The sequence below is a fragment of the Mycobacterium dioxanotrophicus genome, assembly GCF_002157835.1.
Classification (GTDB): Bacteria; Actinomycetota; Actinomycetes; order Mycobacteriales; family Mycobacteriaceae; genus Mycobacterium; species Mycobacterium dioxanotrophicus.
Genome location: NZ_CP020809.1, coordinates 4688346 through 4713555, shown reverse-complemented (window position 1 = coordinate 4713555; position 25210 = coordinate 4688346). Strand labels below are relative to the sequence as shown.

Genomic DNA, 25210 nt, shown 5'->3' with positions numbered 1-25210 from the left:
CAGCCGGGCCGTGTCGTCCCACCGGGCGAGGAGTACCGGCCCGCACCCGGACAGGGCTCGATCCGCTGGCAGGAGCCGGGCGTCACCACGCCGCGGCCCCCCACCGTCGCCGAGGCCCGCCAGCGCGACAAGGCGCGCAAGGCCCGCGAGGCCGCCGAACAGTGGGCGGCGCTGCAAGAGGAGAAACGCGAGCAGCGCAAGGCCACCGGCCGCAAGGTGCTGATCGGTTCGGTGGCGGTCGTCGGTGTCGTCGGCGCCGTCGCGCTCGGATACCACCTGCTGCACCAGGACGACGAGGTCGCCGCCTCCTGCGTCAAGGACGGGACCAACGAAGTGGTGCCCGACGAGTACTGCAGCCGCGGTTACGCCGGCTCGCACAGCACATTCATCTACGCCGGGTCGCCGTACCGCTACTACTACGGTGGCTCCAGCGGCGGCATCGGCACCATCGCCCGCGGCGGCACCATCGAAATCCCCAAGGGCACAACGGCGAAGACCAAATCCGGGACATCGATCACGAAGTCCGGATCGTCGGTGAGCCGCGGCGGGTTCGGTTCCAAGAGCGGCGGAAGTTCGGGTAGCTGATGCGCAGGGAAAGGCACGCCCCGCGGCCGGGGTGGGAAGACATTGTCGCCGCTCAGGGAATGTGTTTCGGCACCCCGGCGCGCGACGGGTCCGGCGCTGCCCGCCCGTACTGGGACGAGTCGGTGCACTACGTGTTCGACATGGACGAGGTGCTGTCGCTGGAGGCCAGCGTCGAGGTGCTCCATTCGATGTGCCTGCAGGCCGTCGAGCAGGTGGTGCTGATGGAGCGGTACCGCGACTTCGGGCTGCCGGAGTGGAGCTGGGAGCACGTCGAAAAGTCTTGGCGCCGAAGCGATCCGCACTTATACGGACGCTTCGACCTGCGATACGACGGGCGTCGGCCTCCGGTTCTGTTGGAGTACAACGCCGATACGCCGACCACGCTGCTGGAGGCCTCGATCCTGCAGTGGTACTGGAAGACCGACGTCTTTCCGGCCGACGATCAGTGGAACTCGTTGCACGAGAAGCTGGTTGAGCGCTGGGGCAAGATCCGGGACGTGTTGCCCGGCAGCGAGACGCACTTCACCTGGTCGTCGGCGGATGCGTCAGGAGAGGACAACGTCACGCTGGCCTACATCCAGGAGTGCGCTGCCGAGGCGGGGATGAACACCGTCGGCCTGGCGATCGAGGAGATCGGCTACGACGAGGACCTGCACCGGTTCGTCGACCTTGAGGAAGCCCCGATGTCGTCGATCTTCAAGCTATATCCCTGGGAATGGCTGCTCGACGACGATTTCGGGCAGAAGGCCGTCGACCTGCTGCCATCCACGATGTGGGTGGAACCGCTGTGGAAGACGCTGCTGAGCAACAAGGCGATCCTGGCCGTGTTGTGGGAGATGTTCCCCGGCCACCCGAACCTGTTGCCCGCCTACATCGATGACCCGCATGAGCTGACCGAGTACGTGCGCAAACCCAAGCTCGGCAGGGAGGGCGCCAACATCAACATCGTGGGCGCCGGCTACGAAACCGAGACCGGCGGCGTCTACGGCGAAGAGGGCTACGTCTACCAACTGCTGGACCCGCTGCCGCAGTTCGACGACATGCGCCCCGCGCTGGGCGCCTGGATCGTCGGCGACGAGTCTGCCGGGCTGGGTATCCGCGAGACCTCCGGGCTGGTCACCGATGACGGCGCCGCCTTTGTGCCACACCGAATTCCGCAGTGACTCCGGAAGGAAAACTCTTCATGACCCCTGACGTGTCCGTCGTCGCGCTCAGCCGTGACTACTGGTCGGTCGTCGGCCACGGCGCGGCCGCGATCGTGCTCTACACCATCGTGGGGATCGCGCTGATGGTGCTCGGCTTCTTCGTGATCGACTGGACCACACCGGGTCCGCTGCGCGCCCTGGTGCAGGCGGGTCGTCCCAACGCGGCGGCGATCACCGCGTCCGGGGTCATCTCGATGGCGCTCATCGTCGTGCTGGCGATCTACAGCTCCTCGGGTGATCTGGTCCAGGGCCTCATCACCACGCTGGTGTTCGGCCTGCTGGGCATTGCCGCACAAGCGGTCTCGGTGCGACTCATCGAATTCGCCAAGGGCGTCGACATCGGCCGGGTGTTGGCCGAGGAGAAGTTCACTCCCGAGGTGTTGGTGGTGACGGCCTCGTACCTGGCGTTCGGCCTGATCGTCGCCGCCGCGATCCTCTGACGTTTCCTCGCGAGAGGGGGCGCGCCCGGGGAATCAGCCGGCGATGTCCCGGCAGACGGCGGCCGTCGCTCGGGTGAGCGATTGTGCGCCTTCACGCAGCGCCTGTTCGATAGGCGTTGCCGCAGCGGTGATCCCGACGAGTCGGTCCACACCGTTGGCGAGGAGCACGTCGGCGTCTGGCGCTACCCGCCCCGCGAAGATGACCACCTTGGCGCCGGCTCGCGCGGCGGCGCGCGCCACCCCGAACGGTGTCTTGCCCAGCATGGTCTGGGCGTCGACGCTGCCCTCACCGGTGAACACCCAGTCCGCGCCGGTCAACGCCTGCTCCAACCGCACGGTCTCGGCGATCATCTCGACTCCCGGATGGCATTCGGCGCCGAGAAAATCCATCAGTCCAAAGCCCAGCCCGCCGGCCGCGCCGGCGCCGGCCCGTTCGGGATGGGCCACGCCCAGCGTCGACTCGGTCACTGCCACCAGACGGCTCAATCCGGTCTCCAGTGCGTCGACATCGGCCCCGGTGGCGCCCTTCTGCGGCCCGAAAACCGCGCTGGCACCGCCCTCGCCGAGCAGGGGAGCGGTGACGTCGGAGGCGATCCTGATCCGGACCTCGGCCAGTCGAGGGTCGAGGCCGGAGAGCTCGATGCGCTGCAGCCGGGCCAGGGCAGCACCACCGGGCGGCAGCGGGGCGTCGTCGGCGTCGTAGAACATCGCGCCCAGCGCCGTGAGCATCCCGGTGCCGCCATCGTTGGTCGCAGAGCCGCCGAGGCCGATCAGCAGATCGGTGGCGCCGTGGTCGAGTGCCGAGGTGATGAGTTGTCCGACGCCGAAGGTGCTGGCCCGCAACACATCCCGATCGGCCGGAGCGATGAGTTCCAGTCCCGACGCGGCGGCCATCTCCACCACCGCCAGGCCACTGTCGGGAATGAAGCCGTAGTGCGCGAGTGCGGGGCGGCCCAGTGCGTCGCAGACCTCCACCCGGATGCGCTCACCGCCGAGGGCGTCGACGACGGCGTCGGCGGTGCCCTCGCCACCGTCGGCCATCGGCACGCCGACGCATTCGGCGTCCGGCAATACCGACAGCACGCCGTCGCGCATCGCGGCGACGGCCTCAGACGCGGTCATCGACTCTTTGAAGGAGTCCGGGGCGAGGACGATTTTCATTGCGTGAGGATAGTCAGCATCAGTCGACGGCGCGCGCGAGTAGGTGCTTGAGTTCGTGTAGTTCGTCGGCGCTGAGGTTGGCCAGCGCCGCCACGTCGGCGGTGTGGACGACGGCCTCGGCTTGTTTGAGCAGGGCGGCGCCGTCGGGCGTCAGCTCGGCAGGCAGGGCGCGGCCGGAAGCCACACTGGCCGGCCGCCGCACCACGCCGCGTTCCTGAAGCCCGCGCAGCACGTTGTTCATGGCCTGCGGCGAGACGTTGATGTGCCGGGCCAGCTCCGCGTTGGACTGCCCGGGGGCGGTGGAGAGCACTCGAAGGCAGACGAATTCGGGCAGGGTCAGTCCCAGCGGCTGCAGCCGCGCGGCCACGATCGGCTGCAGCACCGCGGTCACGCGGTAGATCAAGAATCCGAGCGGCTGGTCGGCGAGGATGTCACCCATGTCAATGATATTGACACATATCAACCAGATTGATATACCGGACCTATGACCTCATCACAAGAAGCCCAAGAAGTATTCGAATCCGCCTACCGCGGCCAGGCCCCCGAATTCGCGGGCGTCCGCCCTCCGTGGAGCATCGGTGAGCCGCAACCCGAGATCGCGGCGCTGATCGCCGAGGGCAAGTTCCACGGCGACGTGCTCGACGCCGGGTGCGGCGAGGCGGCCACCGCGCTGTACCTCGCCGAGCAGGGCTTCACCACGGTGGGGCTCGACCAGTCACCGACGGCCATCGAATTGGCCCGCGCCGAAGCCGCCAAGCGCGGGCTGACCAACGCGAGCTTCGACGTCGCCGACATCAGCTCGTTCACCGGCTACGACGGCCGCTTCGGGACCATCGTCGACAGCACGCTGTTCCACTCGATGCCCGTCGAGCTGCGCGAGGGTTACCAGCAGTCGATCGTGCGGGCCGCCGCGCCCGGTGCGTCGTACTTCGTGCTGGTATTCGACAAGTCGACCATGGGTGACACCGGCCCGGCCCATCCGGTCACCGAGGATGAGCTACGGGAGATCGTCGGCAAGTACTGGGTGATCGACGACGTCCGCCCGGCCCGGATCCACGCCAACGTGCCTGCCGCATTCGCCAACTTCGCCGATTTCGCGGGCACCGACATCCGCGACGAAGGCGGCGACCGCAAGTCGGTGGCCGCCTGGCTGCTGCAGGCGCACCTGGGCTGACATCACCCGGCCGGCGACACCCGGACAGCTTGCCCCGTCGCTTCGCTCGCCCCAGGTTCTGACCCGGACTTCGCTCGCAGCCCTCGATAAGGCAGGATGGGTTTGCCGTCCTGGGGTATCCCCGGATGGCTCTCTAATGCGAGGAGTGCCGAGGAAACCGATGGCGGATCCGAATGTCGCCGGCCAGGCCGCAGCACCTATTCGCCCCCTCTACACGCGGGTTCTGCTGAAGCTCGGCGGTGAGATGTTCGGTGGTGGCCAGGTCGGCCTCGACCCCGACGTCGTGCACCAGGTGGCCCGCCAGATCGCCGAGATCGTCCGCGCCGGCGCCCAGGTCGCGGTCGTCATCGGCGGGGGCAACTTCTTCCGTGGCGCCCAGCTGCAACAGCGCGGCATGGAGCGCACCCGTTCGGACTATATGGGCATGCTCGGCACCGTGATGAACAGCCTTGCCCTGCAGGACTTCCTGGAGAAGGAAGGCATCGACACCCGCGTGCAGACGGCCATCACGATGGGCCAGGTCGCCGAACCGTACATCCCGCTGCGGGCCGTGCGACACCTGGAGAAGGGCCGCGTGGTCATCTTCGGCGCCGGCATGGGTCTGCCGTACTTCTCCACCGACACCACCGCTGCCCAGCGCGCGCTGGAGATCGGCGCCGAGGTGGTGCTGATGGCCAAGGCGGTCGATGGTGTGTACACCGACGATCCGCGCATCAACCCGGACGCCGAGCTCATCACCGCGATCAGCCACCGTGAGGTCATCGACCGCGGACTCAAAGTGGCCGATGCGACAGCATTCAGCTTGTGCATGGACAACCGCATGCCGATTCTCGTGTTCAACCTCCTCACCGACGGCAATATCGCTCGTGCGGTGGCGGGTGAGAAGATCGGAACACTGGTCACCACCTGACAGGTGCGACAGCGACGGGAGAACCCAAAGTGATCGACGAGACTCTCTTCGACGCCGAAGAGAAGATGGAAAAGGCCGTGACGGTCGCGCGCGACGATCTCGCGTCGATCCGTACCGGGCGCGCCAACCCTGGCATGTTCTCCCGGATCAACATCGACTACTACGGCTCGATGACACCGATCACCCAGCTGTCGAGCATCAACGTGCCCGAGGCTCGCCTGGTGGTCATCAAGCCGTATGAGGCCTCGCAGCTCAAGCCGATCGAGGACGCGATCCGCAACTCCGACCTGGGCGTCAACCCCAGCAACGACGGCAGCGTCATTCGTATCTCCATTCCCCAGCTCACCGAGGAGCGTCGCCGCGACCTGGTCAAACAGGCCAAGAGCAAGGGCGAGGACGCCAAGGTGTCGGTGCGCAACATCCGCCGCAAGGCGATGGAAGAGCTCAGCCGCATCAAGAAGGACGGCGAGGCCGGCGAGGACGAGGTAGGACGCGCCGAGAAGGATCTCGACAAGTCCACCCACACCTACACCGCCCAGATCGACGACCTGGTCAAGCACAAAGAAGGCGAACTGCTGGAGGTCTAGTGACCGATCAGCAGGCGGGTTCCGTGGCAAACACACCGGCTTCAGAGCCGACGAACGAGGCCGTGAAAAGGACGGGGCGCGCCGGGCGTAACTTGCCGGCAGCGATCGCCGTCGGCGTCGGTCTCGGCGGTTCCGTCATCGCCATTCTGCTGTTCGCCCCCAAGGTCTGGGTCGGCGTCGTCGCCGCGGCGATGGCGGTGGCCACCCACGAGGTGGTCCGGCGACTGCGCGAAGGCGGCTACTCGGTACCCGTCGTGCCGCTGCTGATCGGCGGGCAGGCCATGGTCTGGCTGACCTGGCCGTTCGGCGCGGCAGGCGCTCTCGGTGGCTTCGGCGGCACGGTGGTGCTGTGCCTGATCTGGCGGCTGCTGTCCGGCGGCCTGTCGGCAGCACCGGCCAACTACACCCGCGACGTCTCGGTGACGATCTTCCTTGCCGCCTGGATGCCGCTGTTCGGCGCGTTCGGCGTGCTGCTGATCTACCCGCCCGACGGCGCGGGCCGGGTGTTCTGCCTGATGCTGGGCGTGGTGGCCTCCGACGTCGGCGGCTACACCGCGGGGGTGCTGTTCGGTAAGCACCCGATGGTTCCGGCGATCAGCCCGAAGAAATCCTGGGAGGGGCTGGCCGGATCGCTCGTGCTCGGCATCGTCGTCTCGGTGCTGGCCGTGCGGTTCTTACTCGACAAACCGGCATGGGTGGGCGTGCCGCTCGGCATCATGCTCGTCATCACCGGCACGCTCGGCGACCTGGTGGAATCCCAGGTCAAACGCGACCTCGGGATCAAGGACATGGGCACCCTGCTGCCCGGCCACGGCGGTCTGATGGACCGCATCGACTCGGTCCTGCCGTCGGCCGTCGCCACCTGGATCGTCCTCACGCTGCTGGCCTGACGTACCGGCCCGCGAATTCAGCCAACAGGCGAGCGCGCCGACCACCAATCCGACGGCGACCCCGATATCGGGCCGCTGCCCCAGCATCAACCACGACAACAGTCCCGCCACAGCGGGAATGACGGCGAACAGCATCGCCACCGCCGCGGCGCCGTAGCGGTTGACGGCACGCACGTAGAGCGTCATGCACAGCGTGGCGTTGAACAGCACCACGGCGCCGACCGCCACGACCGCCAGCGCAACGTGGTGCACCGACCATGGCATCAACGGGGCCAGCACGGCCACCGGGATCAGCGCGACCGCGTTCTGCAGCGCAGCGGTGGCGCGGAAGTCGACATCGCGACAGAACCGCTGCTGATACACCCCGCCGGAGGCCAATGCCAGCAGAGCGATCACGAGCAGCACGATGACGGTGTCGACGCCGCCGACGGCCAGCAACCGTTTCGCACAGGCGGCGAGAACGGCGATCACGCCCAGGATGAGCGCCACGACCCGCATCGCGGTGAGACGCTCGCCGAGGAACGCGGCGGCGAGGAGGGCAGTGGCCACCGGGTTCATCGAAATGATGACCGCCCCGAGTACGGCGGGGGCTCCGTGCAGCAAGGCCAGGTAGAGGCAGATGAACTGGAGGGCCTGGGTGAGCAACCCGGTGACGAGCACATGGATCAGGGTGGAGCCTGTGGGCCATTTCACACGTGCGACCAGCGCCCACGACGTCAGCAGGACTGTGGCCAGCGCGAACCGGAACACCAGCACACCCATCGGTGACATGGACGAAACCGCCAGCGCCCCAATCGGATAGCCGAGCGCATACAGAAAAGTCAGGATTGACGCGGAGCGCAGTGGCATCGGGCTGGTCGCGCTCGCAGTGGCCATACCGCCATGGTGCTGACGCACTGCGGTGCTCGTCCAATCAATTTCGGCCATGTTGGGATGAGATACTGACAAAGAATCATGACCGGATCCCTACCGCTTGTCTTCGACGCACCGCGACGCGCCATGCCGCCGCGGCATCTCGCCGACCTCGACGAAGAGGGCCGCGCCACCGCCGTCGCCGAGCTGGGACTGCCGAAATTCCGGGCAAAACAGCTGGCCAACCAGTATTACGGCCGGCTCATCGCCGACCCGCAGAAGATGACCGACCTGCCTGCCGCCGTGCGCGATCAGGTCGCCGAGGCGCTGTTCCCGACACTCATCGACCCGGTGAAGCAGATCCAGTGCGATGCCGGTGAGACCCGTAAGACGCTGTGGCGCGCGGGCGACGGGACGACGTTCGAGTCGGTGCTGATGCGGTACCCGCAGCGCAACACCGTGTGTATCTCGTCACAGGCCGGGTGCGGGATGGCCTGCCCGTTCTGCGCGACCGGCCAGGGTGGCCTCAAGCGCAACCTGTCGACCGCCGAGATCCTCGAACAGGTGCGCGCCGCGTCGTCGGCCATGCGTGACGAACATGATGGCCGCCTGTCCAACATCGTGTTCATGGGCATGGGGGAGCCGCTGGCCAACTACAACCGGGTCCTGGCCGCGGTCCGGCGCATCATCGCGCCGCCACCGAACGGTTTCGGCATCAGTGCCCGGTCGGTGACCGTGTCGACCGTGGGGCTCGCGCCCGCGATCCGCAAGCTGGCCGACGAGCGCCTCGGCGTCACGCTGGCGCTGTCCCTGCACACTCCGGATGACGAACTGCGCGACACCCTGGTCCCGGTGAACAACCGGTGGAAGGTCGACGAGGTCCTCGACGCCGCACGCTATTACGCCGACGTCACCGGTCGGCGGGTGTCCGTCGAGTACGCGCTGATCCGCGATATCAACGACCAGCCTTGGCGCGCAGATCTTTTGGGCAAGAAGCTGCACAGCAAGCTCGGTCCGCTGGTGCACGTGAACCTCATCCCGCTCAATCCCACTCCCGGCAGCAAGTGGGACGCCAGTCCCAAGCCGGTCGAGCGGGAATTCGTCAAACGCGTTCAGGCCAAGGGTGTTTCGTGCACGGTGCGCGACACCCGCGGCCGGGAGATCGCGGCTGCCTGTGGGCAGTTGGCGGCCGAGGGCTGATCTTTTCGCGCCGAAACTACGGTTTATGCCGGGATTTCGGTGTTTTCGCGTCAAAAACCGTAGTCTCGGCGGTCAGGGGTGGTTCGCTCACGCGGGCATTCCGATGGTCTTCGACTCGAAATACTCCTTGAAGCCCTCCTCGCCGTTACGCCGGCCCAGCCCGCTCTGCTTGGTGCCCCCGAACGGGCTGTTGATGCCGAAATGGCTGCGGGCGTTGATGGTGACGTTGCCGGTGCGGATGCGACGCGCGACGGCGAACGCACGGTCGAGGTCGGTGGAGGACACCTCGCCGGAGAGGCCGTAGATCGAGTTGTTGGCGATCGCGACCGCTTCGTCGTCGGAGTCATACGGCGTGACCGTCAGCACCGGGCCGAAGATCTCCTCCTGGGCGACGCGGGCGTCGGGGTCCACATCGGCCAGCAAGGTGGGGGCGACGTAGTAGCCGGTGGGCAGGTCCTCCGGAATGCCGCCGCCGGTGACCAACCGGGCGCCGGAGGCGATGCCCGAAGAGATCAACCCGAGCACCTTCTCGCGCTGGGGAGCACTGATCTGTGGGCCCTGCATGATGCCCGGCGTCCACGGATCACCGACCGGGAAGTTCTCCATCGCACCCTGCAGGATCGCGATGCCCTCGTCATAACGGCTGCGCGGCAACAGGATCCGGCTGGGCAGGATGCACGACTGCCCGCTCATCACGCACGCCATCATCGCCGCGATGGGCAGCGCGGAGCCGAAATCGGCGTCGTCGAGCACGATATGAGCCGACTTGCCGCCCAACTCCAGCAGCGTCTTCTTCACCGTCGCGGCCCCGGCAACCAGGATGGCGCGCCCGGTGGCCGTCGAGCCGGTGAACGTGATCATGTCGACGCGCGGGTCGGCGGACAGTGCGGCGCCCACCTCGTTGGCGTTCGATACCACGACGTTGAACACGCCGGGGGGAATGTCGGTGTGCTCGGCCACGATGCGGCCCAACTCGGTGCCCGACCACGGGGTCAGCTGTGCGGGTTTGAGGACGACGGTGTTGCCCGCCATCAGCGCGGGCACGGTCTCGGCGATGTTGAGGTAGAACGGCACGTTCCACGGGGTGATGGCGCCGACGACGCCGACCGGCTCGTAGGCGATCTTGCGGCGCGCCGGGCCCAGCTGAGTGGCGTGCACACCGGTGTCGACGACGTAGGAGAACTCCTTACCGTGCTCGGCCCAGTGTTTGACCTCGCCGAGCGGTTCCTCGATCTGGGAGCCGGTCACGGTGACGGGACAGCCGACCTCGGTCACCAAGATCCGGCGCAGCCGCTCCTTCTCGGCCTCCAGCGCGTCGTGCAACTGCATCAGACAGTGGTGGCGGAACTCGACGTCGCGGCTCCAGTCGGTCTCGTCGAAGGCTCTGCGCGCGGCGCCGACGGCACGTTGCATGTCGGCCACACTGCCGTCGGTGGCCTGGCCCGCAACCTGCTCTGTCGCCGGATGGATCACATCGAATGTCGCGCCGCTGCCGGTGTATTGGAGCTCGCCGTCGATGAGCATGCGTTCGTCGCCGGCCAGCACACCGGTGGCGTCGTGCACCTGGGTCATGCCGAACAGCTTTACAAAAATTGTGGCGAGTGTCATCCCCTGGAGCGAAACTCGTTGAGCAGTCGCTCAGATGGGAAGGGGCGCTAGCTCCCGTCGGGCTGTTTGATCCCGACCGCGTGCCGCAGTTGCGCGAGGAACTGATCGCCGTCGTCACTGCGCACGATGTAGTGCGAGACCGCCACCCGGATCGCGGTCGCCGCCTTCACCGCGGCGTTCGGGCCGGACAACAGCCGCTGCAGGCGGGCCCGCATCACCGGGATGATGTGCGCGAGTTGCGCGATGACGACCTCGGGTTCGATGTCCACCAACCGCACTCCCGAATAGGACTGCTGGTAGGAGACGATGAATCGCAAAGCAGCATCCAGCTTTTCGGTTCCGCGCAGCCCGACTGTCGCGCGGCCGATGCCGGAGTCGAACATCTCGCGTTCGAATTGGCCGAAGGCGTCGAGCAATTGCCACAGCTCGTCGGCATCCAGATCCGGCCCGCCCTCCGCGGCCAGGGCGTGGCGGTACCGCTCGAGCAGGTCGTGTTCCGCGGCCTGTCGGTCGCCGGTGGCCATGCTGGTGATGAGGGTGTAGGCGAGTTCACGGCCCGGATGGCCGCGACGCAGCGCCTGCCAGTCCAGCAGGCCCGCCGCGCCGTCACGGAAGTAGACGTTGCCCGGGTGTGCGTCGCCGTGCGTGACCGTGTGCGGTGGCCGGTCGAGCAACCGGGCGGCGGCCCGGTAGTGCTCGTCGATGAACCGGCCGCATGCCACGTCGATATCCGCGCGTTCGGCGAGCTTGCGGCTGGAGAGCTTGAGCAGCGGGCCGGTGAGCAGGGACGTGTGGTCGCCGGAGGCCGAGTATGCCCACGCCGGCAACCGGCCCCAGAACGTCGCGTGCAGCCGGGCCAGCAGCTCCACGACCAGCCCGGCCTGGTCCTTGTCGAGCGGATGCAGGGTGTCGGGAAACTCGCACGGACCCGCCGCGAGATCCTCGAGTACCAGCACGAACCGGCCCGTCAACGGGTCGAACCCAGACCCGTGACATTGCGGGGTCCCGGCCACGCCGGCTGACAGCTCGTCGTAGAACCGCACCTCGGTGTGCGCGAGCCTGCCGAGCTCACCCATCAACCGGATCGCCGCGGTCTCGGCGGGCATCTTGACGAACACCGACTCGGGAACGTCGTCGCCAACGAGCGCCAGTCGCGCGCGTGACGACGTGCCCGCATCGCCCCCGAGCATCGCGACCGAGGTGACGGTACGGCCGAGCAGGCGCGACAGGTATGCCGGGTCGAGATCGGCGATCCGGCGGGGCAGCGCGCGGATGTGCCCGATGGTCCCGTCGGTCGCGACACGTTGCATCCCATGCCCGAGATGGGTCGCCAGGCCGACGGCGGGGGCGAGGCGACGGACGTGGGTGAGCATTCGCCAAGTTTACAAATATTGGTCAAGTTGTAAATGGGTTTCGGAAAGTGCGGCGATGGCAGGTCCGCTGGACGGGTTCAGCTCGGGTGCCGGCTTCGCCACTCGATGGCTGGAGCTGTGCGCGCACGCATCGTCGATGTGCCCGAACGGGTTTCACCCCTGAGAGTTGATCGCGGCCAGCAGTTCGTCGAGTTGGGCTCGGCTGACCGTGCCGCCCGAGAACCCGACCATGCGCTCGATCGGGATGGATGCGGCCATCCGGAGCAGATCCACCCCGAGCCCAGGCGTGCTTCCGGCTGCCGGCATGACCTCGGCGACGGCCGCCATCACCATCGGGGCCGCGACCGGATCGGCCAACAGCTCACCCAACGTCGACTCTCCGGTGAACGGCCTCGTCACCGCGTCGCCTTCGACGTGGACCGTGGCCTCCAACCGCAGGTCCCGGCTCGAGGAGCCGACCGACACCCGGTAGTCGCCGCCCTCCACCACCCAGCGGTCCTTCCAGTACGCGAGATCGATTCGCCGGACCGGTATTTCGACTACCCGGCGGTCGCCTGGAGCCAAGGTCACTGCGGCGAATCCGATCAGCCACCGAGGCGGTCGGCTCACATCGGACGCCGGGAGCGCGGCGTAGGCCTGGACGACTTCGCGGCCCACCCGGTCGCCGATGTTGGCCACACTCACGCGCAGCCCCGCGAGATCGTCGTCGACCTGCAGCTCCGAATAGTCGAACCGCGTGTAGGACAATCCGTGACCGAACGGAAACGCGACATCCAGGCCACGCGCGTCATACCAGCGGTAGCCGACAAAGATTCGTTCGCCATAGACCGTACGGCCACTCTCGGACGGGAAATTCAGGAAGGCGGGGGTGTCCTGCAGCCGCAGCGGCACCGTCTCGGCCAGCCGACCCGACGGGTTGACCACGCCGAACAGCACATCGGCGATGCCGCCGCCACCGGCCTGCCCCAGCAGTGCGCCGTCGAGGATCGCCGGGGCGAGCTCGGCGACGGCATCGAGGCGCACCACGCCACCGTGGGCAAGGATCACCACGGTGCGTGGCTGTACCGCGACGATCTCGCGCAACAATCTGAGCTGATCATCCGGAAGGTCGATGTGCTCACGGTCGAAGCCCTCGGATTCCTCCTCCGCGGTGAGCCCGAGGAACAGCACTGCGGTATCGGCGGATTGGGCCGCCGCAACCGCGTCGGCCACGGCATCGGGGTGGGAGCCTCCGGGGACGAAGGTCACCTCGTGCGGACCGGCGAGCCGGCGGATCTCGTCGAGCGGGATGTCCAACCGCGTCGGGTTCACGTGTGAGCTGCCGCCGCCCTGATACCGCGGCGTCTGCGCGAACCGCCCGATCACAGCCAGCCGGGATGGGGCCAGGGGCAGCAGATCGCCGTCGTTCTTGAGCAGCACCACGGCCGCGGCAGCAGCCTCGCGCGCCAGGCGGTGGTGCGCATCTACATCGAAAGGAGCACTCTCGGAGGGATTTTCGGTGGTGCGCTGCACCAGCTGTGCCACGCGCTGCGCCGCAAGGGTCACGACGGCGTCGTCGAGTGCGCCGGTCTGCACCGCCGCGACGACGTCGGCGTCGCTGACCCCGCCGGTGCTCGGCATCTCCAGGTCCAGCCCGGCCGCCACGGCGGCGACCCGGTCGCGCACCGCACCCCAGTCGCTGACCACCAGTCCGTCGAAGCCCCATTCGTCACGCAGCACATCAGTGAGCAGCCAGGCGTTCTCGGTGGCGTAGATCCCGTTGATGCGGTTGTACGAACACATCACCGTCCACGGCTGCGCCTCGCGGACCACCTGCTCGAACGCGCGTAAGTAGATCTCGCGCAGTGTCCGGTCGTCGACGTCGGAGCTGGCCCGCATCCGGTCGTATTCGGCGTTGTTGACCGCGAAGTGCTTCACCGAGGCGCCCACGCCCCGGCTCTGGACGCCACGCACCCAGGCCGCGCCGAGCGTGCCGGCCAGCAGCGGATCCTCCGAGTAGTACTCGAAATTGCGCCCACAGCGCGGATCCCGCTTGATGTTGACGCCCGGGCCGAGCAGCACCTGCACTCCCAGAGAGCGGGATTCGTCTCCCAGCGCGGCGCCGACACGCTGCACCAAAGCGGGGTCCCAGGTCTGGGCCAGCCCGACCGCGGGCGGGAAACAGGTGGCAGGTTCACTGGCGCCGAGGCCGAGATGATCTGTGGCACTGCCGGATTGCTTGCGCACGCCGTGCGGCCCGTCGGTCAGCACGATCGACGGGATGCCGTCGACGGCCTTGGTGGTCCAGAAACTCGCGCCACTACCCAGCGCGGCCCGCTGCTGTAACGCCCACGCGGAGATGTCGGCCATGGGCCCACGGTATCGAATGTGCCGATGGGCCAGGACGCGTCGCCGTGACCCTCCGGACAGCCCTCAGTGGGTGACCTCCTGAAACTTGCCCAGCACGGTCACGCCGCCGTCGGACACCACGAATCCGCGGGCGCGGTCGTGCTCTTTGTCGACGCCGATCTGAACCCCGGCGGGTACCACGACGCCCTTGTCGATGATCGCGTTGCGTACCACGGCGTGTGGCCCGATCACCGTGTTGTCCATGATCACCGAGCGTTCGACGACGGCGTGCTCCTCCACCCGGACCCCGGGGGAGAGCACCGACTCCCGCACCAGTGCACCCGAGACGATGACGCCGTTGGAGACCACGCTGTTGACAGCGCGGCCCACGCGGCCGTCGTCCTCGTGGACGAATTTCGCCGGCGGGTGCGGCGGAATGTGGGTGAGGATGGGCCATTGGCTGTTGTAGAGGTTGAAGACGGGCACCAGGGCGCACAGGTCCATGTGGGCGTCGTAGTAGGAGTCCAGGGTTCCGACGTCGCGCCAGTAGCCGGTGTCGGTGGGCGCGGCGCCGGGCACCTCGTTGCTCTGGAAGTCGTATACCTGGGCAAGCCCGCGGTCGACCATCATCGGCATGATGTTGCCGCCCATATCGTGCTTGCTCGAGGGATCTTCGGCATCGGAGCGCAAGGCGTCGAGCAGCACGTCGGTGGAGAACAGATAGTTGCCCATGGAGACGAAGGTTTCGTCGGGGGAGTCGTGCAGTCCCGGTGGATCCGCCGGTTTCTCCAGGAACGCCTCGACTTGACGGCCGTCAGGACCGGTCTTGATCACGCCGAAGGCGCTGGCTTCACTGCGCGGCACGCGAATCCCGGCGACGGTGGCGGCTGCGCCGCTCTCCAGGTGCTGGGCGATCATCTGGCGCGGGTCCATGCGGTAGACGTGGTCAGCGCCGAAAACGATGACCAGATCCGGTTTTTCGTCGTAGATGAGGTTCAGTGACTGGTATATCGCATTGGCAGAACCCGTATACCACTGGGGGCCGAGGCGTTGTTGGGCGGGAACGGGGGTGACGTAGTTGCCGAGCATGCTGCTCATCCGCCACGTGGTGGTGATGTGGCGGTCGAGGCTGTGGCTCTTGTACTGGGTGAGCACCGCGATGCGCAGCACCCCGGCGTTGACCAGGTTGGACAATGCGAAGTCGATCAGTCGGTACAGTCCGGCGAACGGCACGGCCGGTTTGGCACGGTCCAGTGTCAGCGGTGAGAGGCGCTTGCCCTCACCGCCGGCCAGGACGATGCCGAGAACTTTTGGATCGGCCATCTGAGAACTCCTCTGAACGACAACAACCCGCCCAATTCCACGCGGACACTGAATCGTAAAGGCGCAACTCGACATTTGTGTGCGGTCGGCGAAATCAACACGCGGGGATCTTTTCGCAGGCAATCCCAGGCAATCGCAGACGAACACGTTTTAGTCGAACAACGTCGGGGAATATTGCGCGCGTGGGTAATTCGGCCGAGCGCGACGAAACCCAACCGAACACAACGGAAACCACACGTATTGCCACGCGAGTGGGAAAAATTGGTCTAGACTCCGCAATTGCCCTGCGAACGCACTAGGCAGGGTTCTAGTTTGAGCTTTCATGAAACCTCTGGTGATTCGCAGCGCCGTTGTCGCTGCGCTCGGCGGCCTGATTTTCGGGTTCGACACCGCGGTCATCTCCGGCGCGGAGGAGCAGATCCAGCACGTCTTCGCCCTCAGCGACGCGAAGTTGGGCTTCACCGTGACGACCGCGCTCATCGGAACGATCGTCGGGGCCTTGACCGCGGGACGTCCCGCTGACCGGTACGGCCGCAAGAAAGTGCTCTACGCCATCGGCATCTTCTACGTACTCGGGGCACTGGGCTCTGCCCTGGCCACCAACGTGGAGACACTGATGGCCTTCCGGTTCCTGGGCGGCCTCGGTGTCGGCGCAGCCAGCGTGTGCGCCCCGATCTACACCGCCGAAGTGGCCCCGGCCGCCCATCGCGGACGGCTGGTCGGTTTGGTGCAGTTCAACATCGTGCTGGGCATCCTGCTCGCCTATGCATCCAACGCCGTCGTGCGCGCCCTCGCAGACGGCGAGCACGCGTGGCGCTGGATGCTCGGCGTGATGGTGCTGCCCGCGGCTGTTTTCCTGCTGCTGTTACCGACGGTCCCCGAAACGCCACGCTGGCTGGCGACGGCAAGCCGGTGGGATGAGGCCACCGCAACCTGCAACCGGCTGTGCTCCACCCCGGAGGAGGCCGGCTTCGAGATGGCGGAGATCCGGGCGTCGCTGGCGGCCGCCGATAACGCGCCGTCGGTGCCGTTCTTCACCCCCGGGCACCGCAAAGTCATCCTGCTCGCGATCGCCATCGCGTTCTTCAACCAGATGTCCGGCATCAACGCGATCCTGTACTACGCACCGCGCGTCATGCAGCAGGCCGGCGCCAGCACAAGTGCCGCGTACTGGATGAGCGTCGCCGTCGGCGCGATGAATCTCGTTGCGACCATGGCCGCATTGACCGTGATCGACAAGATCGGCCGGCGCAGGCTCATGATCGTCGGCTCGATCGGCTACCTCATCTCGCTGGGCTTCTTGGCGGGCGTGATGTTCTACTACGAGGACGCCCGCGGTGGCGAGTTCACCACCACATCGTCGGTGCTGGTGCTGGCCGGGTTGATGGTGTTCATCGCCGCACACGCGTTCGGGCAGGGCTCGGTGATCTGGGTGTTCATCTCCGAGATCTTCCCGAACCGGATCCGCGGGCGCGGCCAGTCGCTGGGCAGCCTCACGCACTGGGTGTTCGCCGCGATCACATCGTTCGCGTTTCCGCCGATCATCGGGGCGTTCGGCGGGGGAGTCGCGTTCAGCATCTTCTTCATCGCGATGCTCGGCCAGTTGGCATGGGTGCTGAAGGTCATGCCCGAGACCAAGGGTGTGCCGCTGGAGGAGATGGAGGCCAAACTCGGCCTCACCCACGAACCGGGCGGTCCGCTCACGGCGGGGGGACGCTGATGACCGGCCGCGTGCTCAGCCTCGGTGAGGCGTTGATCGACGTCGTCATCCGGCCCGGGTCCATCGAGGAACATGTCGGCGGCAGCCCACTCAACGTCGCGGTCGGTGTCGCCACCCTCGGCCACCCGGCGAGCATCTGCGCCCATTGGGCCGCCGACGACCGAGGGGACATGCTCCGCCGACGCGCCCAGGCCGCAGGCCTGGATATCGTCGCAGGCACCGACTCCGCGGCCAAGACGCCGGTCGCGTTCGCCCATGTCGACGAACACGGCCATGCCACTTACGATTTCGATCTGACCTGGGAGGTGCCGCCGCTGCCCGACCTGTCGGCGTTCGGGCATCTGCACACCGGCAGCATCGCGGTCACCCTGGAACCGGGAGGTTCGGCGGTCGTCGACGTCGCCGCGCGGATGCAGGGGGACTGCACCGTGTCCTACGACCCGAACATCCGCCCGGCGCTGATGAAGTCGCCCGATGCGGTCGTGGACCGCGTCGAACGGATGGTGGCACTGTCCGACGTGGTCAAGGCCAGCGACGAGGACCTGGCGTGGCTGTACCCGCAGACGCCCGTCGAAGACATCATGCGCAGGTGGGTCAAGAGCGGCCCCGCCATGGTGGTGGTCACCCGCGGACCGTGGGGTGCCTACGCGCTGCTGGCCAACAATCGGGACATGCTGCACCTCGATCAGCTGACCGTCGAGGTCGGTGACTCCGTCGGCGCCGGGGACTCGTTCATGGCGGGGTTGATCTCGGGGTTGATGGATGCCCGGCTGCTCGGCTCGTCCTCGGCGCGGCAGCGGCTGGCCGCGGTGAGCTGGTCCGATGTCCAGCCCGCGCTGCACCGCGCCATCATCACCAGTGCGTTGACCGTCAGTCACTCCGGGGCCTACGCGCCGGTGATGGCGGAGGTGGAGGCGGTTCAGGCGGCCGATCCGATGCTGCGCTGACCCGATCGCAGCCACCGCACTGCTTTACAAATTATCCTTCAACTGTCACGCTGAATTTCGTTGTCGCCCCGCGGAAGGAATCTACGTGACCGTTGCCGGCTCGCCGCAGGCACGCGAATACAGCCCATTCGACATCACGTCCCACGGCTTCTGGAGCCGGCCCTTCGCCGAGCGGGACCACACCTTCGCCCGGCTGCGGGCGGGTGACGGATTGAGTTGGCACCAGCCGTTGCCGACGCTGTTCGACATCTCCGAACCCGGATTCTGGGCGCTGACGCGCCGCGCCGACATCCAATTCGCCAGCCAGCACCCGGAGCTGTTCACCTCCGCGCGCGGGGTGGCGCTCGACCCGATGCCGGCCGATGTACAGAAGTTCGCGTCGTTCTTCCTGACGATGGATCCGCCCGAGCACACCACCTACCGCCGGTTGATCAGCTCGGCGTTCACGCCGCGCAACGTCCGCAAGATCGAGGAGCAGATTCACCGCAATGCCGTCGGGGTGGTCGACGACCTGATCGGAGCGGGCGAGGTGGACTTCGTCGAAGCCTGCTCGGCGCAGCTGCCGATGAGGACCATCTCCGACATGTTGGGAGTACCCGCGGCCGATCAACCGGCACTCGCCAAGGCCGCCGAGAAGTTGTTCAGCATGAGCGACGACGAATACTCCAGCATCGAAGAACGTGCCATGGACACGATCAACGAGATCATGCTGATCTCGTCCACAGGCGTCGAGCTGGCGAAGTTCCGCCGGGCCAATCCCGGTGACGACCTGATGACCAGCATCGTCAACGCCGAGGTGGAAGGTCACCGGCTCACCGATGAGGAGATCGGGGCGTTTCTCATCCTGCTCGCCTCGGCGGGCAACGACACCACGAAGCAGACCACGACGCACGCCATGATGGCGCTGGCCGCCCACCCGGACCAAAAGGATTGGCTGCTGGAGGATTTCGACGGCCGCATCGGACTGGCGGTCGAAGAGTTCGTGCGGTGGTCCACTCCGGTGCTGCAGTTCGCGCGGTTCGCGACCGAGGATGTCGAGATCGCCGGCCAGACGATCAGTGCGGGGGACAAAGTCGGCTTGTTCTACTGTTCGGCCAACCGCGACGAGTCGGTGTTCACCGATCCGCAGCGGTTCGACCTGAGCCGGTCACCGAACCCGCAGATCGGCTTCGGGGGTGGCGGGCCCCACTTCTGTCTCGGCAATCAGCTCGCCAAAGCCGAGTTGCGAAACCTGTTCCGGGAGTTGCTGACTCGTATCGAGAGCATCGAGTTCGGAGAGCCCGAACTGCTCTACAGCAGCTTCGTCCACGGCATCAAGCGGGTGCCCGCGCACATCCGCTAGGAGCACCCTCTTTTTTGCTGGCCACCTTTTCCGGCGAACAGACATTGCGGTACCTGAAACGCGGCGTGTCGCGGACTTTGATGTCTGCTCGCGCTAAGAAGGTGGGCGGCGGCGGGCGCGGACCAGGACCGACTGCTGGATGGCGCCAACGGGCCCGGTCTGGTCGAACAGCGTGCCCACCGTGGTGCCGATACCGTCGGGCCCGTAGTTGGTGTCGGCCCGGATGCCGATCCACTCGCCGTCGGGCAACCGATGCACGTGCACGACGAGATCGGTGTTGAGGAACGTCCATTCGCGGATGTCGATCTTGGAACCGATGCCGTTGGCGTCGTCGGCCACGGTGAACAGCCGCTGCAGCGGCGTCAAAGACTCGCCCTTGACGAGGTCGACGGTGGGCTTGAGCCACGATTCGCCGGGCCCGGGCGCCTGCGGCACCGTCAGCCACCGCCAATCCAGGCTGTGCACGTAGTTGGGCTCCCAGTGCTTGGCCATGTCGCGACTGCGGGCCTGCTCCAGCGGTGGCAGCGGTGCGGCGCGCGCCTGCGTCAACGCCGTGGTGTCCAGCTGCAACATGCGCCAACTGCTCGCTCGCGCAACGGTTCTCGGTGTGCCGTCCGGCCCGGGCGCGAGCATCTCGGCGCTCACCAACTCGATCTGCCTGCCGGGCCGCTGCATGTGCGCTGTCACCCAGAGTTCGCCCTCGGACGGCACGCCACCCATGAGGTCGACCACCACCCGGCTGCAGCGCGTGTCCGGCCTCCGCTCGCAGCGTTCCAGTGCCCGCACCAGCAGGGCCGATACCGGAGCAGCGTGCTGGATGGCGGCCGACCAGGTGCCCCGCACCATGTCGGTGGCCCGAAACCTCTCGCCGAGCTGATCCTCGTCGATCAGCTCGTAATACGAATCCGACATGTCCGCCCTGTCAGTGGTGGTGGCCGTGCTCGTGGTCGCCCGGCGCCGGTACATCGACCATGAGCGCCTCGACGCGGGAGAGCTTCGTGCCGATCAGCCGCTGCGGATAAGCGTCGGTGGTGGTGACCAGGAACAGGGTGCGTCCCTCGGGGCCGCCGAGCGCGCACGCGATCGCAGTGCGCTCGCCGACGTCGACACGATCGGTGACAGCACCGCCCTCGATGATGCGCTGGAACTCGTGCGCAAGCGTCAACGCCGTCCACACACCGCCTTCGGCGTCGATCGCCAATCCGTCCGGCGGGCCGTCGAGCCCGTCGGCGAAGATCCGGCGGCCGCTGAGCCCGCCCTCGGAGTCGATGGTGAACGCGGTCAGGCGGCGCCCGGTGGATTCCGCGACGATGAGGGTGCTGCCGTCGGGCGTGATGACCATGCCGTTGGGAAAGTCGAGGTCATCGGCGACGACGTGCACCGTGCGGTCGGGGTCGATCCGCACGACGACGCCGGAACATTCCCCGTCGCTGCGCTCGCCCCCGCCCGAGCGCGCCTGCGAGCCGACATAAGCACGCCCGCGCGCATCGATCACCATGTCGCCGAGCGCGGCCGGGACCACCGCGCTCAGATCGGCAAACAGCTCCACGGTGTCGCCGTCGTAGACCAGCACCTGACGGCGCTCGGTGGAGACGATCAGCAGGGCGCCGTCTGGCCGAAAACCCAAGCCGGACGGTGTATGTCCGGGCAGTGGCAGCGTCGTCAATGCCCCGCCCAGGGTCACCGTGTGCACGGCCTCGCCGAGCATGTCGGAGAACCACAGCAGCCCCTCGAACCAGCGCGGACCTTCGCCGAAGCAGAATCCGTTGGCCAGTTGTGTCGTCCGTGCCAGTCCGGCTTCAACCGTCATCGCCACCCGCCTTTACAAAACACGCCTTGAGTGTCACGCTCGCGGGGTGTCACTGTCAACCACGGGTGTGCGTCGATGAAGAAGTTCTACGGTCACACGCTGCTGTATCTGCACGAGACCATCGACCTGGGCGCGGGCAACGCTGAAGGATTCACGCAGAGGTTCAGCGACACGTACCACCCCATGATGGCCGAGCTCGGCGCCCGCCTGTTCGCCGTCTGGGAGACCACGCCCTATAACGGCCACTGGCCGCAGGCGACCGTCATCTGGGAAATCGACACCTTCGCCGACTACGCCCGGATCGGCAAAGCCCAGGCCGCCGGTGGCAGCCACGAGATGCCGGCCCGGCAGTGGTCGGCGTACCTGTCGGAACTCGGCGCCCGCGGCGAGGGGCGGATCATGTACGCCGGCAAGTACAACCGGACGCTGGCACAGCTGCGGGCGGAGAACTTCGGTGCGGGACTGGTGATCCAGGAGATCATGCAGACCAAGCCGGGCCGCCAGGACGACTACATCCGTGAGCTGGAACGGCTCTACGTGCCATGGTCGGAGTCGACGGGCAAGCGCTGGCTCGGCTCGTTCATCACCACGTTCCGGTTCAACGAGGTGATCCACTACTGGGCCCTGGACGGCGACTGGGACTGCTTCGAAAACCACTACCCGTCCTGGAAGGACAGCCCGCCCGCGGAGATCGTCACCTGGATGAGCGTCGCCCCTGCGCTGCGCGACGGGTGGGAGGACTCGATCCTCGCCGCCTTACCCCCGTCACCGCTGAAGTAGGCGTGCGATGATCCAGTCGGACTTCACCTACGACCCATTCGCCCCCGAGGTGATGGCCAACCCGCTGCCGTACTACCGGACCCTCCGCGACGAGTACCCCGTGTACTACCTCGACAAGTGGGACACCTATGCGCTGTCCCGCTTCGACGACATCTGGGAGGTGCTCGGCATCACCGACGGAACTTTCGTCGCCTCAGAGGGCACCCTGCCCGCCGCGACCGTGCTGGCGGACCACAATGACGGCCCGGTGCCCGATCCGCCGTTGCACCCCATGCCGTTTCACGCCAACTTCGATTCGCCGATCTACGAGACCGTCCGGCGGTGCACCTCGGCGCAGTTCCGGCCCCGTTCGGCGGCCAGACTGGCCGACCGGATCCGCATCTTGGCCAACGAGCGGCTCGACGAATTGTTGCCGCGGGGCACGTTCGACCTCACCCAGGACTACGCAGGCATCGTCGCGGCCGCGATGGTGTGCGAATTCGTCGGATTACCGGCCGATCTCGCGCCGGACGTGCTGGCCACCGTCAACGCGGGCAGCCTGGCCCAACCGGGGGAGGGCGTCGAGATCGGCAACGCCCGCCCGGGCTATCTGTCGTATCTGACCCCGATCGTGGCACGCCGCCGGGCCGCAGGCGCTGACGGGACCGTGGTGATCGCCGACAGCCTGATCGACTTCAGACTGCCCGACGGCTCGGCCTTCACCGACATGGAGGCCGCCGTGCAGATGCTCGGGGTGTTCATCGGTGGCACCGAAACGGTACCGAAGATCACCGCGACCGGGCTCTGGCAGCTGCACCGCCACCCCGACCAATTGGCAGCCGTACGTTGCGATCTCGCCGGCAACGTGCCGATCGCCCGGGAAGAGATCATCCGGCACAGCGCACCCGCGCAGTGGTTCGCACGAACGGTGCGGCGCCCCTACACCATTCACGACACCACCATCACACCCGGCCAGCGCGTCATCACGTTGCTGGCCTCGGCGGCCCGCGACGAACGGGAGTACGACCATCCGGACGACTTCGTGTGGAACCGACCCATCGAGCGGCTCCTGTCGTTCGGTCGGGGACAACACTTCTGCCTCGGCGTGCACGTGGCGCGCCTCGAGATCACGATCATGATCGAGGAATGGCTCAAGCGCGTGCCCGACTATCACATCGTGGAACAGGCAGCGTCGCGCCCACCGTCGAGCTTCCAATGGGGCTGGAACAGCATCCCGGTGGAGGTCTAGCCATGTGGTGTCATCGCCTCGTCGCGCCATACACGTTCGAACGCATCGACGTCGCCGAGCCGGCGCCGGAATCGCTCGTAGAAGGCCAGGTTCTACTGGATTTCCTGGCCGCCGGGATCTGCGGCAGCGACCTGCCCGGCTTCCGCGGCACCCAGGGCAAGCTACCGGGCGACACCGGCCGTAACGCCGCAGGGATCAACGGTTTTCCGGTCCACGAGATCGCCGGCGAAGTGCTCGCCAGCCGGCATCCCGCGCATCGACCCGGCGATCGGGTGGTCGGCTGGGCATCGGGTTTCGACGGTCTCATGGGCCGCGTGGTCTCCGACGGCGACGGGCTGGTGTCCTACGACCCGGCACTGAGCCCGGCCCTGGCGGTCGGGCTGCAACCGCTGGCGTGCGTGCTCTACGCCGTCGAGCAGTTGCCCGAGCTGACGGGCCGGCATGTCGCGGTCATCGGGCAGGGCTCGATCGGCCTGCTGTTCTCCTATGTGGCAAAGGCTTTCGGTGCAGCACAGATCACCGGCGTCGACCCGGTCGACCGGTCCGGGTTCGGCACGCAGTTCAGGGTGGACACCGCCATTCGCGCCAGCAGCGACCGGTGGGTCACCCACCTCGGCGCCACCGATCGGGCCGATGTGGTCATCGAAGCCGTCGGGCATCAGGTCGCCACACTCAACCACGCACTGACGGCGGCGGCGTTCGGCGGCACGGTGTTCTACTTCGGCGTCCCCGACGACGACAGCTACCCGATCAGCATGCGAACCATGCTGCGTAACAATCTGACGCTGAAATCCGGTGTGACACTGGACCGCCGGCGGGTGCTCCAACGGGCCGCGGACTTCGCCGCCGCGCATCCCGACCTGCTGCCCGGCTACGTCACCCACACGTTCGGCATCGACGACGTGCAGAGCGCCTTCGAGTTGGCCGCCCGGCCGGTGCCCGGGCGGGTCAAGATAGCGATCTGCGCATGAGCAGATTCGCCGAGGCGCTGGCCTCCCGCACTCAGATCTGGGGTGGCTGGGTGGTGGCCCCCACGATCATCGGTCCCGAGGAATTCGCCGCCGCCGGCTACCACTACGTCGGATTCGACGTCCAGCACGGCTATCTCGACGACGCCGACGTTGCGATGCTGCTGCGCCGCACCGAGCACCTGCCGATCGCCACCGCGGTGCGGCTGCCCTCGGCCGACCCCGCTCCGATCGGCCGCGTGCTCGACGCAGGCGCCGACGCCGTGATCGTCGCCATGGTGGAGAACCCCGACCAGGCCGCACGAGCGGTCGCCGCTGCCCGCTACGCGCCCGCGGGGGTGCGTAGCTTCGGCCCGTTGCGCGCGAGCCTGGGCCACGACCCGGCTGCGCTGGAATCCCGGGTCAGCGTGTTCGTGATGATCGAGACGGCGCGGGGGCTCGCGGCCCTCGACGAGATCTGCGCCGTGCCCGGGCTGGCCGGGCTCTACGTCGGGCCCGCCGACCTGGCGATCTCGATGGGTTTCGCGCCCGCAGACGCCTGGACTCACCCCGAGGTCCGCGCTGCGACCGCCCGGATCCGCAAGACGATCACCGCGGCCGGGCTGGTGGCGGGCATCCACGCCGGCTCGGGAAAGCTCGGAAACCTGTTCGCGCAGGAAGGCTTCCGCATGATCACGCTGGCTTCGGAGTCCCAGGCGCTACGCCGCGGTGCGGCCGATCATCTCAGCGACGCAATCGGCGAGACCCGCCGCGCTACCGAAAGAGGAGGCTACAACTGA

Annotated in this window: 22 protein-coding genes and 3 pseudogenes; 15 read left to right on the top strand and 10 right to left on the bottom strand. The window is 67.2% G+C overall.

The window, feature by feature from the left end:
• Nucleotides 1–60 precede the first annotated feature (60 nt).
• From BTO20_RS22990 to BTO20_RS22980, 3 genes are read left to right on the top strand one after another with little or no spacing between them, the layout of a single operon-like run.
• On the top strand, nt 61–585 hold the full coding sequence (locus BTO20_RS22990) for a hypothetical protein (RefSeq protein WP_087082525.1): 525 nt from the start codon (nt 61–63) through the stop codon (nt 583–585).
• Nucleotides 585–1748 carry a glutathionylspermidine synthase family protein gene (locus BTO20_RS22985; RefSeq protein ID WP_087078416.1) on the top strand — a complete coding sequence of 388 codons (1164 nt, stop codon included), beginning with the start codon at nt 585–587 and terminating at the stop codon, nt 1746–1748. The genes BTO20_RS22990 and BTO20_RS22985 overlap by 1 nt, the downstream gene beginning before the upstream one ends.
• 20 nt (nt 1749–1768) lie before the next feature.
• Nucleotides 1769–2230 (top strand): DUF350 domain-containing protein, encoded by a 462-nt coding sequence (locus BTO20_RS22980; protein WP_087078415.1) that lies wholly within the window; start codon nt 1769–1771, stop codon nt 2228–2230.
• A gap of 33 nt (nt 2231–2263) precedes the next feature.
• On the opposite strand, the gene BTO20_RS22975 is transcribed toward BTO20_RS22980, so the two are convergent.
• A complete protein-coding gene (locus BTO20_RS22975) occupies nt 2264–3391 on the bottom strand; it encodes a glycerate kinase (RefSeq protein WP_087078414.1) in 1128 nt (375 codons plus the stop codon).
• Between the two features lie 19 nt (nt 3392–3410).
• Nucleotides 3411–3830, bottom strand: coding sequence for a MarR family winged helix-turn-helix transcriptional regulator (locus BTO20_RS22970; protein ID WP_198344028.1), 420 nt, complete (start codon nt 3828–3830; stop codon nt 3411–3413).
• A gap of 45 nt (nt 3831–3875) precedes the next feature.
• Between BTO20_RS22970 and BTO20_RS22965 the strand changes: the two genes are divergently transcribed.
• From BTO20_RS22965 to BTO20_RS40690, 4 genes are all read left to right on the top strand, one after another.
• Nucleotides 3876–4565 carry a class I SAM-dependent methyltransferase gene (locus BTO20_RS22965; RefSeq protein WP_087078413.1) on the top strand — a complete coding sequence of 230 codons (690 nt, stop codon included), beginning with the start codon at nt 3876–3878 and terminating at the stop codon, nt 4563–4565.
• 160 nt (nt 4566–4725) lie between these two features.
• Complete coding sequence (pyrH, locus tag BTO20_RS22960; protein ID WP_087078412.1) at nt 4726–5475, top strand: UMP kinase; 750 nt, start codon at nt 4726–4728, stop codon at nt 5473–5475.
• A gap of 29 nt (nt 5476–5504) precedes the next feature.
• The gene (frr, locus tag BTO20_RS22955; protein WP_083162347.1) at nt 5505–6062 is read left to right on the top strand and encodes a ribosome recycling factor; all 558 of its coding nucleotides are present in this window, start codon (nt 5505–5507) and stop codon (nt 6060–6062) included.
• Nucleotides 6062–6952, top strand: coding sequence for a phosphatidate cytidylyltransferase (locus tag BTO20_RS40690; RefSeq protein WP_087078411.1), 891 nt, complete (start codon nt 6062–6064; stop codon nt 6950–6952). The genes frr and BTO20_RS40690 overlap by 1 nt, the downstream gene beginning before the upstream one ends.
• On the opposite strand, the pseudogene BTO20_RS22945 reads toward BTO20_RS40690, so the two are convergent.
• Nucleotides 6950–7828, bottom strand: a pseudogene (locus tag BTO20_RS22945) (DMT family transporter); the annotation flags it as partial. The gene BTO20_RS40690 and the pseudogene BTO20_RS22945 overlap by 3 nt on opposite strands.
• Nucleotides 7829–7906: 78 nt before the next feature.
• Here BTO20_RS22945 and rlmN point away from each other — a divergent pair.
• Nucleotides 7907–9004 (top strand): 23S rRNA (adenine(2503)-C(2))-methyltransferase RlmN, encoded by a 1098-nt coding sequence (rlmN, locus tag BTO20_RS22940; RefSeq protein ID WP_087078410.1) that lies wholly within the window; start codon nt 7907–7909, stop codon nt 9002–9004.
• A gap of 87 nt (nt 9005–9091) precedes the next feature.
• On the opposite strand, the gene BTO20_RS22935 is transcribed toward rlmN, so the two are convergent.
• The 5 genes and pseudogenes from BTO20_RS22935 to glgC form a co-directional block, all read right to left on the bottom strand.
• Nucleotides 9092–10576, bottom strand: coding sequence for an aldehyde dehydrogenase family protein (locus BTO20_RS22935; protein ID WP_087082521.1), 1485 nt, complete (start codon nt 10574–10576; stop codon nt 9092–9094).
• An 83-nt stretch (nt 10577–10659) separates the two neighbouring features.
• Nucleotides 10660–11031, bottom strand: a pseudogene (locus tag BTO20_RS40685) (TetR/AcrR family transcriptional regulator); the annotation flags it as partial.
• Nucleotides 11029–11985 (bottom strand): annotated as a pseudogene (locus tag BTO20_RS22930) (phosphotransferase); the annotation flags it as partial. The pseudogenes BTO20_RS40685 and BTO20_RS22930, both read right to left, overlap by 3 nt.
• Before the next feature lie 153 nt (nt 11986–12138).
• Nucleotides 12139–14334, bottom strand: a complete 2196-nt coding sequence (locus tag BTO20_RS22925) for a glycoside hydrolase family 3 protein (RefSeq protein ID WP_087078408.1) — start codon at nt 14332–14334, stop codon at nt 12139–12141.
• A gap of 63 nt (nt 14335–14397) precedes the next feature.
• Nucleotides 14398–15636 (bottom strand): glucose-1-phosphate adenylyltransferase, encoded by a 1239-nt coding sequence (gene glgC, locus BTO20_RS22920; RefSeq protein WP_087078407.1) that lies wholly within the window; start codon nt 15634–15636, stop codon nt 14398–14400.
• A gap of 322 nt (nt 15637–15958) precedes the next feature.
• Here glgC and BTO20_RS22915 point away from each other — a divergent pair, with 322 nt between their 5' ends.
• The 3 genes from BTO20_RS22915 (at nt 15959) to BTO20_RS22905 (ending at nt 19645) form a co-directional block, all read left to right on the top strand.
• Nucleotides 15959–17356 (top strand): sugar porter family MFS transporter, encoded by a 1398-nt coding sequence (locus tag BTO20_RS22915; protein ID WP_087078406.1) that lies wholly within the window; start codon nt 15959–15961, stop codon nt 17354–17356.
• Nucleotides 17356–18303 carry a carbohydrate kinase family protein gene (locus BTO20_RS22910; RefSeq protein ID WP_087078405.1) on the top strand — a complete coding sequence of 316 codons (948 nt, stop codon included), beginning with the start codon at nt 17356–17358 and terminating at the stop codon, nt 18301–18303. The genes BTO20_RS22915 and BTO20_RS22910 overlap by 1 nt, the downstream gene beginning before the upstream one ends.
• Before the next feature lie 85 nt (nt 18304–18388).
• Entirely contained in the window at nt 18389–19645 is a 1257-nt protein-coding gene (locus tag BTO20_RS22905) for a cytochrome P450 (RefSeq protein WP_087078404.1), read from the top strand.
• A 93-nt stretch (nt 19646–19738) separates the two neighbouring features.
• On the opposite strand, the gene BTO20_RS22900 is transcribed toward BTO20_RS22905, so the two are convergent.
• Nucleotides 19739–20557 carry a thioesterase family protein gene (locus BTO20_RS22900; RefSeq protein ID WP_087082519.1) on the bottom strand — a complete coding sequence of 273 codons (819 nt, stop codon included), beginning with the start codon at nt 20555–20557 and terminating at the stop codon, nt 19739–19741.
• A gap of 10 nt (nt 20558–20567) precedes the next feature.
• Nucleotides 20568–21455 carry an SMP-30/gluconolactonase/LRE family protein gene (locus BTO20_RS22895; protein WP_087078403.1) on the bottom strand — a complete coding sequence of 296 codons (888 nt, stop codon included), beginning with the start codon at nt 21453–21455 and terminating at the stop codon, nt 20568–20570.
• A 75-nt stretch (nt 21456–21530) separates the two neighbouring features.
• Here BTO20_RS22895 and BTO20_RS22890 point away from each other — a divergent pair, with 75 nt between their 5' ends.
• Genes BTO20_RS22890 through BTO20_RS22875 form a run of 4 tightly spaced genes read left to right on the top strand, consistent with a single transcriptional unit; the run spans nt 21531 to nt 25210 of the window.
• Nucleotides 21531–22235 carry an NIPSNAP family protein gene (locus BTO20_RS22890; protein ID WP_087078402.1) on the top strand — a complete coding sequence of 235 codons (705 nt, stop codon included), beginning with the start codon at nt 21531–21533 and terminating at the stop codon, nt 22233–22235.
• A 7-nt stretch (nt 22236–22242) separates the two neighbouring features.
• Complete coding sequence (locus BTO20_RS22885; RefSeq protein WP_087078401.1) at nt 22243–23463, top strand: cytochrome P450; 1221 nt, start codon at nt 22243–22245, stop codon at nt 23461–23463.
• A 2-nt stretch (nt 23464–23465) separates the two neighbouring features.
• Nucleotides 23466–24434, top strand: a complete 969-nt coding sequence (locus BTO20_RS22880) for a zinc-binding dehydrogenase (RefSeq protein WP_087078400.1) — start codon at nt 23466–23468, stop codon at nt 24432–24434.
• Nucleotides 24431–25210, top strand: a complete 780-nt coding sequence (locus BTO20_RS22875) for an HpcH/HpaI aldolase family protein (RefSeq protein WP_087078399.1) — start codon at nt 24431–24433, stop codon at nt 25208–25210. Before BTO20_RS22880 ends, BTO20_RS22875 begins: the two co-directional genes overlap by 4 nt.